Genomic DNA, 16,308 nt, shown 5'->3' with positions numbered 1-16,308 from the left:
ATATGTTAATAAAGGATCATTAACTATTACTCCTGCGGCTTTAACTATTACAACAAATGATAATAGTAAAGTTTACGGATCTCAGAATCCAGTTTTAACAGTAAGTTATGTTGGTTTTGTAAATGAAGATACTGAAGCAAGTTTGGCTCCATCAGCTAAAATTGTAACTAGTGCACTTATAGGAAGTGGAGTAGGAACTTATTCAATCATAGCTAGTGAAGCAGTTTCATCAAACTATACCATTACTTATGATAACAAAGGATTATTAACTGTTACTCCTGCTGAGCTAAAAATCACAGCAGATAATAAAGAAAAAGAGCATGGTATTGATAATCCAGTTTTAACAGCAACTTATGTTGGGTTTGTAAATGGAGATACTGTTACAAGTTTAAGTATGCCAGTGACAATTGTTACGTTGGCAGTTAAAGATAGTTCAGTAGGAAAATATGACATCACAGTTAGTGGAGCAAAATCAACAAATTATGATATTACTTTCGTTTCTGGTACTTTAGAAGTGACTAAATCTACTAATGCAGGTTTAACAGATTTAGCTATTAGTGAAGGTAAGTTAAGTCCGGATTTTGCAGAAGGAACTAAAGATTATACAGCTACAGTACCAAATGATGTTAAAACTATTAGAGTTACACCAACTACAGCAGACACTGAAGCAAAAGTAACAGTAAATGGAGTAGAAGTGCCTAGTAGAACTCCTAGCGGAGAAATTACTTTACAAGTAGGTGAAAATAAGATTACCACTATAATAACAGCTCAAGATGGAACTATTAATACTTATACTGTAATTGTTACAAGAGAGCCTTCTAGTAATGCAGGTATGACAGATTTAGCTATTAGCGAAGGTACTTTAAGCCCAGTATTTGCAGAGGTAACTAAAGATTATACAGCTACAGTAAAAAACGATGTTAAAGATATTACAGTTACACCTTTTACTTCTGATACTACTGCAACAATAACAGTAAACGGAAAAGAAGTAGCTAATGGAACTGCTAGTGGAAACATTCTTTTAGAAGTTGGTAAAAATGAGATTACTACTATAATTACAGCACAGGATGGAAAAACACAAAAAACATATACTGTTGTTGTTACAAGAGAGCCTTCTAGTGATGCAGGTTTAGCTGATATTACGGTTAGTGAAGGAGCTTTAAGTCCTGTTTTTAATACAGACACTAAAGGATATACAGTTGATGTGCCAAATGGAACTAACTCAATCATAGTTACACCTACACCAAGACTAAAGGATATACAGTTGATGTGCCAAATGGAACTAACTCAATCATAGTTACACCTACACCAAAAGATCCGGATGCCAAAGTTGAAATGATAGTTGATGGAAAAACGATTACTGATAACGCAGCTCCAATCGATTTAAAAGTTGGTGATAACGAAGTTACAGTAGTGGTTACTGCTCCTGACGGTACACAAGAAACATATACTGTTGTTGTTACAAGAGAAGATGCTAATGTTAAGCCTTCTGATAATGCTGGTTTATCTGATATTGTTGTAAGTGATGGGACATTAAGTCCTGCTTTTAATACAGATACAAAAGATTATAGTGTAGATGTACCAAATGAAACTGACTCAATTGTAATTACACCTAAATCAATCGATCCGGATGCAAAGGTTGAAATGATTGTTGACGGAAAAACGATTACAGATGTTACAGCCCCAATAGATTTAAAAGTTGGTGATAACGAAGTTACAGTAGTGGTTACAGCGCCAGATGGTACACAAGAAACATATACTGTTATTGTAAATAGAGCAGATGCTGTACCACAAGAAATTATACCAACAAACATTGTTACTCCAAACGGAGACGGTAAAAATGATTTTTGGATAGTTCCAGGTCTTGATAAATATCCAAACAATTCGGTTAAAGTTTTTGATAGAGCAGCAAGATTAGTGTATTCTAAAAATAATTATAATAATGAGTGGGATGGTACTTATAAAGGATCTCCACTTAATGAGGATACTTATTACTATTTAATTGATCTAGGAAATGGTTCACCTAAAATGAAAGGGTTCATTTCAATTATTAGAGATAACAATTAAGAATAAAATAAATAAGAATAGTAAAAATGGTTAGAAGATAGCCACACAGAAATGAATACAATGAAAATAAAATCAATGAGAGCAATCTATATACAGGTAATTATGTTCCTGATTATATTAGGGACAAACTCCGCAAATGCGCAGTTAACAGAATTCGAGTCTATGTATTTTCAAAACCAATATTTAAACAACCCTGCAATGGCAGGGTTAGATAAAGGGATGAAGTTTAATGTAGGTTACCAAAGACAATGGGATGAAGTTCCGGGAAATCCGATATTAATGAATGCTACTTTCGAATACAATTCCGGAAACAGAACTGGACTAGGGTTAAATGTTAATAGCGACAGAGCAGGTTTAATCAATAGAACAAGGATAATGGGAACTTATGCTTATCATTTACCAACAGGAGTTGACCAAAAGATACATTTCGGCTTGTCTGCGGGTGCAAAATTTTCTGCTATAGATTATAATAAAGTGGAAGGAAGTCTGGATGATGTTGCACTACAGAATTATAACGAGGGTGCCATTTTTGATGGAGATTTGGGTATTGCTTATACTAGCAGATTATTAACAGTTCAGGCATCATTGCCAAAACTTCATAATCTTTTCTATGAAAATGATAATGGTATTAAAAATTATGCAGATCGTTCTACTTTTTATTCGGCTATAAGTTACAAGATATTACTATCAAATGGAGATGAAAACTTAAATATTGAGCCATTGTTAGCTTATAGAGGTGTTAAAGGGCACAAAGATATTTTGGATATGGGGGGAAGGTTTAATTTTCCAGATTATAAAATAAACATTTCTGCGTTTTACCATACTAATAAAACTGTTTCTACAGCATTTGGAATTTCGCTTGATGATTTGGGTGTTTTCCTGGCTTACTCTAAATATTTTGGAGCATTGGGTGCTTATGCAAACAATACTTTTGAATGTGGACTTAGTTATAAAATGTAATAAAAGAGTTTGTTAGAATTCAAATAAGAAGCTCTGCTCTTCACACGATTTTTTTATAAAAAAGAGTTTTATTTTAGGAACGAATTTGAAAATGAATTGGTTATGACTGTTGAGTGATTTAGAGGTGCCTGATGTTTTTTGGATTTAAAAATGGAAAGCTAATGCTAGAGTAAGTTTTGATATTTTTAATCATGTTTCATAAACTTAGGGAATCAAATGCTTTTCTTTTCAGACCTCTGTCAAGTTTCACAAAATCTGGAAATCTCTAAGTAAAAGGCTCTAATTTTGTATCAAGATTCTTCATAAAAAAAGGTAAAATACATTATGTATTTTACCTTTTTTTTTATTTCTATAATTACGAAGTCAGTGTTAAAAGAAATATGTAATCATGTTCAAAAGTTGAATATGAAGTGAATATAGTTCCTCTTTAAAATTGTTTTATTCGTATATTCAACGTTCACGTATAAAATCAGAGTATCTTTACCCATGATTGCGATAAAGAATATGCAGATGATTGATCATCTCTCCTTTTCATAACTTCAAATTCTAATTTCAAGTCATAATAACAAAGTTCCCAAATACACATTAACTTATTGCTAATTCCATTCCTTTTAGGTTTTTTATTAGTTTTTTGCATTCAACCTTAATTAGCTATAATATATGACATTGATCTCCAAAGAAAAATTTTCTGAAGCTGCTGGCCTTTCTAAAATTCCTATCCCGGGATTATCCTCTTATTTAATGAAAGTAATGAAAATTAACAATTTAAATACTGTTGTAAAAGAAGCAGGTAATCTTGAGGGTGCAGATTTTGCTAATTATGTTTTAATGAAAATTGGTGTAAAAGTCCAATATGATGCTACCGAATTACTAAATATTCCTCGTGAGGGAGCTTTTATTGTTGTTGCAAATCATCCTTATGGAGGTATCGAATCATTAGCTTTATTAAGTACAATTGCAAAAATACGTCCTGATACAATGTATATGGGGAATTTTTTATTAAAGGAAATACCAAATCTTGAAAAATGCATTATCGCAGTAAATCCATTTGAAAATCTGCAAAATTCTGCGAGTATCACGGGATTAAAAATGACACTAAAAGCTTTATCTGAAGGTATTCCTGTTGCAATATTTCCTGCAGGAGAAGTTTCATCTTATAATTTTAAGACGAGTGAAATCACTGATCCTGAGTGGCATCCCGTGGTAGGGAAAATTATCTGTAAAGCTGATGTTCCTATTCTGCCTATATATTTTCATGGAAATAATGGTTTTTTCTTCAGTATGTTAAAATCAATTCACCCGATGTTGCAAACTTCAAAACTGATTTCGGAACTTTTTAATAAACAAGGACATGCTTTAAAGATGACTATCGGAGAGGTCATTTTTTTAACTAGAGTTAAAGGTAAAGTTTCCGATCCTCTAATGTTGAAAAATCTTAGAAGCAAGTTGTATGCTCTCAAAAATCAATTACATAATTAAGAGATTAAAGCTTATTTAGCGCTTGTAATTAACTTTAAAAATTAAATGCTTTCTTTTCATACCTCTGATAAGTTGCTTAAAGTTTGAAAACCTTTAAGTAAAAGGTTCGAATTTTGAACCGAGGAGTTTATAAAATAAAAAACCTATTTCGTAATGAAATAGGTTTTTTTATGTCTTTGAAACTTCATATCATTTGTTACTAGAAAGAACTCTGGAATCAGTTAAGAAATTGTTCCAAACAGTTAAAGGAATTATATACGATTTTTGATAACTTGTATCAAAAATAAATGCTTTATCTTTTACTCTTAAAGTATCAACATTAAACCTTTTTAGTCTTTTTTGCTGCTTATATAAATCGATTCTATAATGAGTTTTAGGACAGCAGCAGTAGCCTTCATTTTTTGTTGAATCAAATAAAGAATCAAATTCTTTTATTTTCTTTTTATCAAGTATTCTGTCTAATCCAACAAGTTTTGTTGTGTCCTGCCGAGTATCGTTTTTAATTTTATAGAGAGAAATTTCTATTCTATCCATTTCATTTCGTAGCTTTTTGAAATAATTTTTGTGATAGTCTAAAACTAAGTGCTTTTGGTCTTTAACGTCTTGTTCTATCTTTGGTTTTACAACTTCATTTTTTTTATTGCAACTACTACAAAGTATTACAATCCCAATAATAATCAGCTTTTCAAGTTTAATCATATCTACAATCAATGTGTTACAGATGTATTTTTTGTTTCAAGTAGTAGCTATCTTTAGATGTAATAAAATAGTTTCTGTATCTCTATCAAATAGAGATACAGTTATTAGCTCATTTCTGTCATTACTAATATATAACTATTTTTATTAGATCAATTACTTACTAAAGCAGATCTTGGTAAAAGGTAATGTTACGCACATTAACAGGATCCCAGCCTCCGTTGGAAATACGATGCAATTCGATATAATAAATTCCTTCGTACAGATAAACATCACCTAATTGCTTGATTTGATAGTTCATGAAACTACTGTCAGTTGTTGTAAACGGATAAATAATACTTGAAATTTCTTTTATCACCAATTGAAATTTACCGGAAATACCCGCCAGTTCACATTGCCAGTGATAAATGCCTGCCTCGTTCACTTTCACTCTCCAAGCCGCATAAGCAGCTGGATTTGTCCATCCGGCAATGCTGTAATAAGGTGGATTTCCTATCCCAATACCGCTTCCGTGCAATATGGCATTTTGTCCGGCAACAACAAGGGTTCTATCTGCATTTTGATTGATAATAGGAGTTCTATCAATTTGGGGATGAATCGAAATTTGACGCACATTTACAGGATCCCATCCTCCGCCCGAAATACGGTGCAGTTCGATGTTATAAATACCAACCGGTAAATTAATTGTTCCAATGGATAAGACTTGATAATTCTCAAAACCTCTTGTTGTAATTGTAAATGGATAAGGTCCTTGATCTACTCCATTTACTTTTAGCACAAACTGTCCCGAATAGCCTGATACAACTGCATCTAAAATGAAATTTCCGGATTGAATAACTTCAACGTGCCAGGTGGCAAAGTTAGCATCATTAACCCATGTCCCAAGTTCATATAGCGGTGCATTTTGAATGCTTAATCCAGGAGCAACAGCATCGATTGGATTCAAATTGAGTGTACCATCATTGAATTGTTTAACAAAAGTGAAAAGAATATCCACAATTCTTGACATTTCTAAGACAATGGTTGTACTGATATTATCCAAAGGAGCTACAGGTACCGAAATAGTATATCCGGAAAACCCATCATTGGGAGTTATATCCAATGCTGTTTTGTGAATATCTGCAAGGAAATACGCTTTTACAACACTTCCATCAGGCAGATCAGGAACATTTAATTTTTCATTCAGAGGCCAATAATCTGCAAATACATGCAGGTATAAGTATTGTGTTCCGTCGATAATTTTGCTGGTAGCTCGTCCCCAAAGTAATTGTGTAGTATAAGGACTGGATTGGGTTTTATCGATAGCCATTTTATTTATACTCATCCAGTAGGCAAATCCATTAAGTCTGTCGATTGCTTCGGGCGGAAATGTCCCATCTGCCTCCGGACCTACATTGAGAAGAAAATTACCTCCTTTACTAACAATATCAATCAGCTTTTGAATTAAATCTTTTTCGGTTTTCCAACGCGGATCATAAGCATCATAACCCCAATTGTCATTCATTGTCATACAAGTTTCCCAATCTGTTCCATCTCCATTTGGCGGCATAGTAGGAATACTTTGTTCAGGAGTATTAAAATCTGCTGTCAAACCATCTTCCATTCGGTTATTGAATATCAAACGATCTGATCCGGGAATCTTTTTAATTGCTTTCATCATTCGATACCGGAATTCGGGTGTACTGGAGCCTCCCATATCCCACCAAATCAGGTCAATATTATAGTCATTAATCATGGTTTGAATATGAGGAACCACAATAGTATCAGTATATTGTGCCTTTTCCAGATAGGAAGCCTCATGATCGGGTGTTGTATTCTGAGGAATCCATCCCATTCCTCCCGGATTCATCCAGTCCAGACATTGAGAATAATAAAATCCTATTTTCAATCCTGCTGCATGAGCCTCAGTCACCAAGTCTTTTAAAACATCGGCTGCAATATTGGTTTCATCTTCAATATTATATCCAACATGATGAGTGTGCATCAAAGCCAAACCTTCATGGTGTTTGGCGGTAACGACAATATATTTCATACCGGCCTCCTTTGCCATTCTTACCCATTCTGAAGCATTGAAGTTTTGTGCCGTAAAATTTTGCTGCCAGCGTGTTTTGTATTCGTTTCTCGGAATCTGGGCTGCAAACATAATCCATTCGGCATATTGGCCGGGTTTGTAAGGCTCACCTGTAGCGGGATCGATTTTAATAGTTCCATCCGGATTAATCCATTCCGGGCGATAAGTTGAATAATAATCCTGCATCCAATAATCAGGTCCAATTCCCGAACCTGATTTTATTAAAGTTGGTCCTGTATAGTGTCCCGCCAGTCCGGAGTAGCCTCCCCAATGCAAAAACAGTCCAAAACTTGCTTCACGCCACCAGGCCATTCGTTGATCTTTATGCTCTTTTGTCTCAAGAGTCGTTACATAAAGGGTGTTACTCATCTTAGTTAAAATATCCAGATTGTCATCCCTGCCCCTTACCGCGAAACAGTAAATGTCAAATGAATTCAAATTATGTACAGTTATTGAGTTAGCAGTAACATTTTGATAAAAAACACCTTCTTTAAATACATCGTATGAAGTTACTGCAGGAATTGCATCCCACGATAAAGAAATAGAATTAGTCTTTACGTCGGTTGCTTTTAATTCTTTAGGATTGTTATTGTAGAAAGGATTAATATCGATCTCTGTATCGCTAAAAATTAACTCATCAATATAAACAATATCTCCAATTGCAGCATTAGCCGTATAATCAGGCTGAATACCAAACACAGAAATATTTTTTACTTTGTTCGTTAATAAATCAAACACCGCTACGCCCCATTCGTTTTGTTTATCCAATGGGCTTTGAGATAAGAATTCATTGTTTCCTCCGTCAGAAATATTAACCCTGATCTGAGAATTAAGATTGTTACGATAATATTTCATGTATAAATATTTATACTCCGAGAGAGGTTCATTTAGAGAAGAAAAAAACCTGCCCATTTAGTAGCATTGTCCAATCGTTTAAATTTCAATACTTTATTACTTTGGTTTGATCCTGTTTTGTCGGGATTATCTACTACCGTAATTTGCATAGAAGCTGCCGGGTTAATATTAATTTTATTGGTAAAGTTAATTTGCCCGTTTTCAAAATTGTCAATTACAAGTGGTTCTCTAATTATGGGACGCGGATAATAATCTGGTTTAAATTGTATTTTGATTAATGCTGATTGAATTTCGGGAGCCGACATAAAATAATCCCATAGCATACCCGAACGATAATTTTCGATCATGCAAATAATAGGACCCTGATCGATAGCCAAATAACTACCATCAACCCAATTGGCGGTTTCATTAAAGGAGTCTACAAATCCCGCTTTTTCGTTCCAGATTTTCGGCCCCAACTTTTCATAAAAATATCTGAGAGCGGCTAATGACTCTTTAGGAGTATATGGCATCGAGGAGATCGCAGCTGTTGGGGCAATTACGCCTTTGTCATTTCCGGGTGAATGGGCGCTGTAACTTGTCGGGCCATCAGAAGCAGTTAATCCCCAGGCTTTGTTTTGACCATATCCCGTATATGTAAGCGGGTTTTGTTCGCAATAAGCTCTGTTTATTAATGTATGAGCCTGATTTTGCTGAAAATAATTTACATCATTATAAGTGTCCCTTAAATTTTTAGGATTAAATCCGAGAAATGAATAATGAGCAAAAAATAGAGGGCCACCTTTTGCATTTCCGTTTCCAATAGGAAGCGTAATATCATAAAATTTTTGATTCTTGGTTTTATAAGTACCGCCCGATGACCAGCCGCTTTTCCACAAACTGGGATCGATAGCATGAGTGGGTGAAGCAATAGCCAACAGATACGTAATCATACACTCGTTCCAGCCTACAATACCTAAATTCTTTACATTTTGCAGCTCATTGTTACAATGCCAGTATAGTTTGTTTGATCCGAATGTAAAATAATTCCAATCAACATTGTTCCAAAGTATGTTAATCTTAATAACCAGAGCTTGTTCTGTTACTATTGGTTGGTTAAAATACTGACGTGCCGTAATCAAGCCCTGCATCATAAAAGATGTTTCGACCAAATCACCTCCATTGTCATCTGCGCTAAATGGAATGGTTACACCTGTATTTCCATTTATCCAATGAGCAAAAACTCCTTTGTAATTAGTGGCCGAGTTGGTTAAGAAATCGACAATTTTATCAATACGTTGTCGTCCTTGTTCTCTTGTAATAAATCCTCTCTCGATGCCAACTAAAATTGCCATTACTCCAAATCCCGAACCGCCAGAGGTAACGGTATTTCCGGCTGTTCCCGAAACAGGAATACGCTCGTATGCCATTCCTGAGCTTGATGCATAATCCCAAAAGTATTTAAATGTGTATCGTTGCGTTATAGTAAGCAACTCTTCATCCGTAAGCGTAGGTGTTAATGGAGTAGATTCTCTCATAAGATTAATTAGATTATTAAGTAAATATTAGGGAAAGGGGCGTGGTATTGATATTTTAAACAACTCATATATCCTGTTGTAGATAATACTGCCAATAACAAACTTTGAGAGTCTGTCGGAAATGAGGCTTTGGATGTTTTGTTGTTCTATGTAATTGAAAATCAATGCTATACGAATATATTGATTATTATTGAATAACACAACACGAAAAAATATTATTTATTTAATTTATTCTCCAATGATAAATTTATCTTTAAATCGTTTTCCTTTTTTATTTCAAGAACTTGTTCTAATAAATCTATTATCGTTAATTAAAAGTATGTCTTATCTTATCATAAATAAAACTACAGACAAATTCGCTATTATCTGCTTTTCTATAAGTTTGTGTATGATTAAGTTATTGATTATAAGTTATGTATATTCTTTGTGGAATAGATGAAGTATTAACTTGGGAAGATTAATTTTAAAAAATAAAATTTATGAAAGCTAATGAAAAAGTAAAATGATATATAGAAAATTATTAATGCTAATCTTTTCGGTGCTTATAATTAGCTGTAAAGACAATTGTAAAAACATTGAGAATATACGTTTCTCAACAGACATAGAGAAAATGACGGAATCTAAGCAAATATGTGATGCTGATGTGTCGTCTGGTAAATGGGGATTGAATTTAAAACTAGAATATGATGATAGTAATTTTTCATTATTTGGATTTGATGAAAAAATAAAAATTCTTTCTGACAAAAAAAGAAATATTATACTATGTATTAAGACCAATGAAGCTTATAATTTTGGTGTGTTTTATAATCCTAATGAAAAAATTATGTATGGTATATATGAAATTATTTTTTTAGACAAAGATTTAGTACCCCTGTATTCTATGGGAGAATATGGTTCTTATAAATATGAAGATGATTTAAAAAATCAACAAATAAAATATTATATGATTAATAAAGATGAAACATTTTTTCTCAATCTTGATTATAATAATGTTTTAGATATGTATGATAAGTTAAAGAAAAGTCCAATTAAAAGTGATGGAGGAGGGATCAGTCCTTATTATAAAAAGCCTTATTCTTGGGAAATACCATGATGTAAAAGAAAAACAACGATGAAACAAAGGATTCTAAAAGGCACTTTATTGAGCTTTGTCGTTATAATATTTTTGGTAGGGGCATATTTATTTTATAATGTTAAGATTAAATCTTCTAATTGGTATAAAGAAAAAGTTTGGAACGAACGTATTAAAGAAACAAATTTAAAGCCTATTTAAGTTTTTAAAACTAAGGAATAAATGAAAAGAAGTTTTATTATATTGCTGTTAATTTTAATGAATCTAGTCATCATTTTTTATATTGACTATAAGATAAATTTACCCGATTTAGATTATTATCATGGGAAAGATGGTGGTGTAATTGTAAGGTTTCATGTAACTATTGTTATGAGTATTATCTATTTTTTTATCATGAGTAAAAAGAACAAGATTATATATTCTATTTATGGATTTATTATCGGGATAGTATCAATGGTCATTTGTTATTTGGCTCTAGCGGAGTTTACAAAATTGAGTGATATCTTTTATCAAATAGTAGCAACCATGGTTTTTATGTCAGCATTTTATTTGATTGAAAAAAGGGGTGAAGTTTATAAGGATAGAAGTAAGGTGTTTGATATTGAATAATTTAAAGAAATAATTTAAGATAATGGAGAATAATACAATACTAGAAAATATTGATTTAATTCAATTTGTTTCAAAAAGACCAGCAATGTTTTCAATTCATAATGTAGAATCTTTCTTTATCTTTTTTAAAGGATATTCATTTGGTAAAAGTGATTCCGTAGTTCACGATTTTTTTGACTCTTTTAGAGATTTTATTCATGAAAAATTTGCTGAGGATGGGTTAAAAGATATTGATCCTGAAAGAATTATTAGACTTTATAGTGCTAATGATGGTCACTCTTTAGAACTTTTAAGGATTTTGATAGAAGAATTTATGGAGAGATAATATATTATAAAACAATAAAAAATTAAAGAGAATAATTAATGAAAATCATAATTAATATTGCGTTGGTATTGTTTTAGATTTAATATTATAAAATTCTTTTTAGATTATCACATTTCATAAAAATTACTTTAAAATCAATAAAATTTAAATACATGGTTGCCAAAACACATATAAAATTAATTTTTTCAATCTATGGAGATGTATTTAATTCAAATGAATTTACTGAACTTGTCGGAATATCACCGACAGCTTGCTGGAACAAAGGAGATTTAATAAAAAATAACAAGAAAGAAAAGAAAAGAATAGAGTCAGCTTGGGAATATTCTATCAATAATATTGAGACAATATACTTTGAAGAAATATCAGATGAGTTTGTTAAGTTATTTAATGAAAAAGTAGAGAAGATACTATTGTTTAAGAAGAAGAATAAATTGGCAATAAAATTTGATATAGTATTAGAAATAGTGAAGGATAATGGAGTTGTAATGTCTTTTAATAGAGATTTCTTAGAGGTAGTAAATAGGTTAGGTGCCGAAATTGAGATAGATACTTATGTTTTGGATTAGTGTAACCTATGATATATGAGTGACGTGAGTATTCAAGGGAAAAATATAAAATGTTTTTTGCGAATAATTTAAAATTAAAACAAAGAGAATAACTAATGAAAATCATAATTAATATTGCGTTGGTATTGCTTTACATCTTACTTGTGTTTTTTGCCGTAATTTGGTTTCTTGCCCATGGTTCAGGTCACAAAATACCACTCGAAACAGATTTAAGTATAGCAGGATCTATAGTATTAGATATTCTAGTAATAGTAGTTTTGAGATTTGCTAAAAAACGGATAACAAAAGATGAATAGGTTAGGGGTTTATAATCCCCAAATCCCTAAACACGGACTTCGTGATATCTTTTCGGCAAGGACCGAAATTAGTACTATTTAATTTTCTGTCTTGTATAAGGCGTGTTGCAAAAAAGTAAGTTCCGTTTTTATTCTCGATGTAGCCAACCCACCAACCCGTATTGATTCCATTTTCTCTAGTCCAGCCAGTTTTGGAGTGAATAGTATATTCTGTATTTTGTTCGGTTACCATGACCTTTTTTACTATTTCGATGTTTCGCTTAGAAAAAGGAAGTTTTCCTTCGTAGAATCTTTTGATAAATTCCACTTGATTGATTGGCGAGATTCCGAAAGCGCCAAAATTCCAAAAGTCAGCATCAGTTTGTGAGAGGTCTAGATTACCGTAATTGCAAAGCGTTAAATATTTTTTGTAATTGGCTTTGCCAATTTTTTTAGCTAATTCTATAAACGCCCAACCTGCCGAAACTTCAAAAGCTTCTTTTACTGTTATATCGTGGTAAATAGTAGGGCGAAAATCATATTTTATAGTATCGGTACTTCCGGGCCATTTCACTATCTCATTCTCACTAGCAATAGTTTCTGTTTCTAATGCAATAAGCAGATTAATAATTTTAAATGTCGATGCTGGTAATGTTTCCTTTTTTGTATTGATAGTGTCGGATAAAATCCATTTATGATTGTTATTGTCATAAATTGCAATCGAGCCTTCAACATTACAATTATCAAAATATTTTTTAAAATCCTCACGTATTAAAACTTTATCGCTACTTGATGTAATTGAGGAATTGTCTTTTTTCTTGTTCGATGAACAGGAGAAAAGAAGTCCGATAAATAACAATCCAAATAACAATCGTTTCAATTTCATTTTGGTGTTTTAAAATGTATTCTTGACTATATTTTTAGCCACAGATTAAAATGATTTTATAGATTTCTGTATGAAAAGTATTGCCACGAAGTGCACTAATTTTTTATGTCAATTGAACATAGTGAATGTTCTGATTCGTGAAAATTCGTGCAATTCGTGGCAATCCAAGAAAACAAAAAACTAAAAAAAACTTACTGTATATTTTATACTTTAAAAATCAGTTTCTTTTTATAGAAAACCCAAAGTATAAGTGACCAAAAAATGGCGTATGATATTGCATAAGCTAATGATGCATTCAATGGATTTTCAAAACAAGGCGTAATTCCAAATTTGTAAATCAAGGCTTGAAGATTGATTTCTTCTGCAGCTATATCTGGACTTTGAACTTTAATAGAACTCAAAACTCTAGGGATTATTCCAGAGAAGTAAAAAACAATCATTGGATTTACTCCCCAAATTAAAAATAGTTTAGTCCATTTTTTATAGTTTGCTACATCTATTATATAGTATAATATGGTTAAGCATATTGTAGCTATACCAGCGGTATATAAAACATAAGAACTTGACCAGAGTGATTTGTTTATTGGGAATATTATGTTCCAAAGCATACCGATAACCAAGAGTACAATTCCTGAGATTGCTAATTTTTTTAGAATTTCGGTTTTTGTAATCTGTAAGTTTAGTATTTGTCCTATGAACATTCCGAGAATTCCGGTTCCAATAGCTGGTAAAGTACTTAAAATTCCTTCTGGATCCCAAGTTTTAGAGAAGCTCCATAAATGCCCATTCAAGAGTAAATTGTCTAACCAAGCAGCCAGATTGGTTCCTTTTTCAAAATTGGCAGCGCCAAATCCTGGAACGGGAACAAAAGCCATCAAAATCCAGTAAATCAACAAAATTGAAGCTGTAACCAGAAGTTGCGTTTTTAAATTTGTTTTTAGATACAAAAGTGAAGTAAAGAAATATACAATTCCGATACGTTGTAAAACACCAGGGATTCTTACGTCTTTAAAGGCTTCTATTTTGCTATATGCTAAGAATAATAATAACGCAAAGATTCCAAAAACAAGGTATGTTTTAACTTTTAAAGTAAAGTTTCCTAAAAGGGCATAGGCTACTGCAAATGTTATACTTAATCTAAGAAGTAACAAAGGAATTCCTTCTAGTCCAAACAATTGAATTCGGCTGAAATAGTTTAAAGATAATCCTAAACAGAATATTCGTAAGGAACGAACCAAAATTTTATTAAAAACTCCTGAGTCAAAATGTTTTGTAGGCATTGCAAACGGGATTGCTGTTCCCATTATAAAAATAAAAAAAGGAAAAACTAAATCGGTAGGAGTACAGCCGTGCCATTCGGCATGTTCTAAAGGTGGATAAATAGATGCCCAGCTTCCTGGATTATTAACAATAGTCATTAATAAAATCGTAAATCCTCTAAATACATCTAGTGAAATTAAACGTTCTTTTGTCATTGGTTTGGTTTATTTTATTATTTAAAAGTGAAACTTTTAATCTACTGTATGGATATAAGTACAAAAAATAAAGACGAATTGACACAAATTTTAATAGTTGACTTAGTTTGTGAAATTAATTCCACAAACTAATTCGTGTCAATTCGTGGAATTCGTGTTTAAAATTCATTTGTAATATTTGTGTTCATACGGTTGAAGTTTTACTGGTTCTTTATTTTAACTTGGAAAAGAAATTTTACCCATCGATACAGACGGAATTCCTTTGCGTGTTCCAAAATCTGATGTTCCGCCAGAAACAGTTTCATTTGCCAAAATCGCAAATAATATTGCCTCTTTTGCATCTCCTGAGATTCCTAAAACATCGGTATTTAAAAAAGTACAAGGCAATAGTTCTTTTAGCCAACTTACTAATAATGGATTGTGCGCACCTCCGCCTGACATATAAATCGTAAAACTTTCAACAGGATGTGTTGTGTTCTTTATAGCTGTGTGTATGGCGCTGGCTATCGTTTCGGCACTAAATCGGGTTAGGGTTGCCAATAAATCTTCAACAGAAATATCGTTTGTATTGCTTTCGGCTTGGGCTTTTCTAACATATTCGATATTAAAAAGTTCTGGGCCTGTAGTCTTCGGGAAAGACGCAAGGAAGAACTCATCGGCTTTTAAAACTTCTAAAAGCGAAAGGTTTATTACTCCTTGTTTCGAGATTTCGGCATCTTTATCATAGGCTTTATCAGGAAATGAAAGCCTGGTAAAGGCATCGATTAAGGTGTTTCCAGTTCCTGTATCGGTAACAAAAACTTCTTCGGGATTACTGCTTGATGGCAAATAGGTAAAATTTGCAATTCCGCCCATATTAAGCATAATACGATTTTCTCCTTTTTTTCCAAAGAGGAAATAATCACCATAAACGGCAAGTGGTGCTCCTTCGCCTCCTGCAGCAAGATGCTTTTGACGGAAGTCTGACAGTGTTATGATTCCAGTTTTTACAGCAATATGGTCTCCGTCGCCAATTTGTAAAGTAGCGTTTGGGAACTTTTCTTGTTGGTGTAAAATCTTTGGTGCATGAAAAACAGTTTGACCATGCGAAGCTACCAAATCTACTTTATCTGTTGGAACTCCCCAACGGTCTAAACATTCCAAAATCATGTTGGCATGAAGAACCCCAATCCATTCATTTAATAAAACCAGTTTCTGAAAATCAATGGTTTGTTTAGCAAATACGGTTCTGATTTCTGATTTTATTTCTTCAGAATAATCAATGGTATCGAATTGTACTAATTGAACTTCGGTGTTTTCACCAGAACCAGAGATTTCGCATAAAGCCACATCAAGACCATCTAAAGAAGTACCAGACATTAATCCGATAATAGTTCGGGAAGGTTTTTGAGCAATTTTATACAGTGATTCCAGATTTGTGTTCATGATTTTTGTTTTTAAAAGTTCATTTTAATA

General features: G+C 32.6%; 15 protein-coding genes. 9 read left to right on the top strand and 6 right to left on the bottom strand.

The genetic code is table 11. The annotated features are described in order from the left end of the window. The 4 genes from OA93_RS24005 to OA93_RS02630 form a co-directional block, all read left to right on the top strand. On the top strand, positions 1-1,297 hold a 1,297-nt coding region (locus OA93_RS24005; RefSeq protein ID WP_131474446.1), incomplete at its 5' end, for a cadherin-like beta sandwich domain-containing protein. Continuing rightward, the gene (locus OA93_RS02640; RefSeq protein WP_039111553.1) at positions 1,270-2,067 is read left to right on the top strand and encodes a cadherin-like beta sandwich domain-containing protein; all 798 of its coding nucleotides are present in this window, start codon (positions 1,270-1,272) and stop codon (positions 2,065-2,067) included. The genes OA93_RS24005 and OA93_RS02640, both read left to right, overlap by 28 nt. Positions 2,068-2,142: 75 nt before the next feature. Continuing rightward, positions 2,143-3,027 carry a PorP/SprF family type IX secretion system membrane protein gene (locus tag OA93_RS02635; RefSeq protein ID WP_165572083.1) on the top strand — a complete coding sequence of 295 codons (885 nt, stop codon included), beginning with the start codon at positions 2,143-2,145 and terminating at the stop codon, positions 3,025-3,027. Between the two features lie 660 nt (positions 3,028-3,687). After that, on the top strand, positions 3,688-4,506 hold the full coding sequence (locus tag OA93_RS02630) for a hypothetical protein (RefSeq protein ID WP_052250148.1): 819 nt from the start codon (positions 3,688-3,690) through the stop codon (positions 4,504-4,506). 189 nt (positions 4,507-4,695) lie between these two features. Here OA93_RS02630 and OA93_RS02625 read toward each other — a convergent pair whose 3' ends face one another. From OA93_RS02625 to OA93_RS02615, 3 genes are all read right to left on the bottom strand, one after another. Continuing rightward, a complete protein-coding gene (locus tag OA93_RS02625) occupies positions 4,696-5,205 on the bottom strand; it encodes a hypothetical protein (protein ID WP_039111552.1) in 510 nt (169 codons plus the stop codon). Between the two features lie 160 nt (positions 5,206-5,365). Beyond that, positions 5,366-8,128, bottom strand: a complete 2,763-nt coding sequence (locus OA93_RS02620) for an alpha-L-fucosidase (protein WP_039111551.1) — start codon at positions 8,126-8,128, stop codon at positions 5,366-5,368. Between the two features lie 32 nt (positions 8,129-8,160). Continuing rightward, positions 8,161-9,645: a glucoamylase family protein gene (locus OA93_RS02615; protein ID WP_082001751.1), complete on the bottom strand. Its 1,485-nt coding sequence runs from the start codon at positions 9,643-9,645 to the stop codon at positions 8,161-8,163. 502 nt (positions 9,646-10,147) lie between these two features. Between OA93_RS02615 and OA93_RS02610 the strand changes: the two genes are divergently transcribed. From OA93_RS02610 to OA93_RS02590, 5 genes are all read left to right on the top strand, one after another. Next, on the top strand, positions 10,148-10,738 hold the full coding sequence (locus OA93_RS02610) for a hypothetical protein (protein WP_039111550.1): 591 nt from the start codon (positions 10,148-10,150) through the stop codon (positions 10,736-10,738). 201 nt (positions 10,739-10,939) lie between these two features. Beyond that, complete coding sequence (locus tag OA93_RS02605) at positions 10,940-11,326, top strand: hypothetical protein (protein ID WP_039111549.1); 387 nt, start codon at positions 10,940-10,942, stop codon at positions 11,324-11,326. Between the two features lie 22 nt (positions 11,327-11,348). Next, positions 11,349-11,651, top strand: a complete 303-nt coding sequence (locus OA93_RS02600) for a hypothetical protein (RefSeq protein WP_039111548.1) — start codon at positions 11,349-11,351, stop codon at positions 11,649-11,651. A gap of 152 nt (positions 11,652-11,803) precedes the next feature. Beyond that, positions 11,804-12,217: a DUF4279 domain-containing protein gene (locus OA93_RS02595; RefSeq protein WP_052259346.1), complete on the top strand. Its 414-nt coding sequence runs from the start codon at positions 11,804-11,806 to the stop codon at positions 12,215-12,217. 95 nt (positions 12,218-12,312) lie between these two features. Then, positions 12,313-12,513, top strand: coding sequence for a hypothetical protein (locus tag OA93_RS02590; RefSeq protein ID WP_039111547.1), 201 nt, complete (start codon positions 12,313-12,315; stop codon positions 12,511-12,513). A 1-nt stretch (position 12,514) separates the two neighbouring features. Here OA93_RS02590 and OA93_RS02585 read toward each other — a convergent pair whose 3' ends face one another. The 3 genes from OA93_RS02585 to OA93_RS02575 all read right to left on the bottom strand — a co-directional run bounded on the left by OA93_RS02585 (position 12,515) and on the right by OA93_RS02575 (position 16,278). Beyond that, the gene (locus tag OA93_RS02585; protein ID WP_039111546.1) at positions 12,515-13,378 is read right to left on the bottom strand and encodes a penicillin-binding transpeptidase domain-containing protein; all 864 of its coding nucleotides are present in this window, start codon (positions 13,376-13,378) and stop codon (positions 12,515-12,517) included. Between the two features lie 203 nt (positions 13,379-13,581). Next, the gene (locus OA93_RS02580; protein WP_039111545.1) at positions 13,582-14,853 is read right to left on the bottom strand and encodes a DUF5009 domain-containing protein; all 1,272 of its coding nucleotides are present in this window, start codon (positions 14,851-14,853) and stop codon (positions 13,582-13,584) included. Between the two features lie 216 nt (positions 14,854-15,069). Next, positions 15,070-16,278, bottom strand: coding sequence for an anhydro-N-acetylmuramic acid kinase (locus OA93_RS02575; RefSeq protein ID WP_039111544.1), 1,209 nt, complete (start codon positions 16,276-16,278; stop codon positions 15,070-15,072). Positions 16,279-16,308: the final 30 nt, after the last annotated feature.

The organism is Flavobacterium sp. KMS (assembly GCF_000813005.1).
Classification (GTDB): domain Bacteria; phylum Bacteroidota; class Bacteroidia; order Flavobacteriales; family Flavobacteriaceae; genus Flavobacterium.
Note: the sequence above shows the minus strand (reverse complement) of the source record. Positions and strands in the feature narration are given on the sequence as shown.

What these genes read in the sequence shown, in the direction of transcription:
- OA93_RS02590 (WP_039111547.1), top strand. Translation starts at nt 12,313, where the DNA reads ATGAAAATCATAATTAATATTGCGTTGGTATTGCTTTACATCTTACTT.
- OA93_RS02615 (WP_082001751.1), bottom strand. Translation starts at nt 9,645, where the DNA reads ATGAGAGAATCTACTCCATTAACACCTACGCTTACGGATGAAGAGTTG.
- OA93_RS02610 (WP_039111550.1), top strand. Translation starts at nt 10,148, where the DNA reads ATGATATATAGAAAATTATTAATGCTAATCTTTTCGGTGCTTATAATT.
- OA93_RS02580 (WP_039111545.1), bottom strand. Translation starts at nt 14,853, where the DNA reads ATGACAAAAGAACGTTTAATTTCACTAGATGTATTTAGAGGATTTACG.
- OA93_RS02630 (WP_052250148.1), top strand. Translation starts at nt 3,688, where the DNA reads ATGACATTGATCTCCAAAGAAAAATTTTCTGAAGCTGCTGGCCTTTCT.
- OA93_RS02575 (WP_039111544.1), bottom strand. Translation starts at nt 16,278, where the DNA reads ATGAACACAAATCTGGAATCACTGTATAAAATTGCTCAAAAACCTTCC.
- OA93_RS02595 (WP_052259346.1), top strand. Translation starts at nt 11,804, where the DNA reads ATGGTTGCCAAAACACATATAAAATTAATTTTTTCAATCTATGGAGAT.
- OA93_RS02585 (WP_039111546.1), bottom strand. Translation starts at nt 13,378, where the DNA reads ATGAAATTGAAACGATTGTTATTTGGATTGTTATTTATCGGACTTCTT.
- OA93_RS02620 (WP_039111551.1), bottom strand. Translation starts at nt 8,128, where the DNA reads ATGAAATATTATCGTAACAATCTTAATTCTCAGATCAGGGTTAATATT.
- OA93_RS02625 (WP_039111552.1), bottom strand. Translation starts at nt 5,205, where the DNA reads ATGATTAAACTTGAAAAGCTGATTATTATTGGGATTGTAATACTTTGT.
- OA93_RS02635 (WP_165572083.1), top strand. Translation starts at nt 2,143, where the DNA reads ATGAGAGCAATCTATATACAGGTAATTATGTTCCTGATTATATTAGGG.
- OA93_RS02600 (WP_039111548.1), top strand. Translation starts at nt 11,349, where the DNA reads ATGGAGAATAATACAATACTAGAAAATATTGATTTAATTCAATTTGTT.
- OA93_RS02605 (WP_039111549.1), top strand. Translation starts at nt 10,940, where the DNA reads ATGAAAAGAAGTTTTATTATATTGCTGTTAATTTTAATGAATCTAGTC.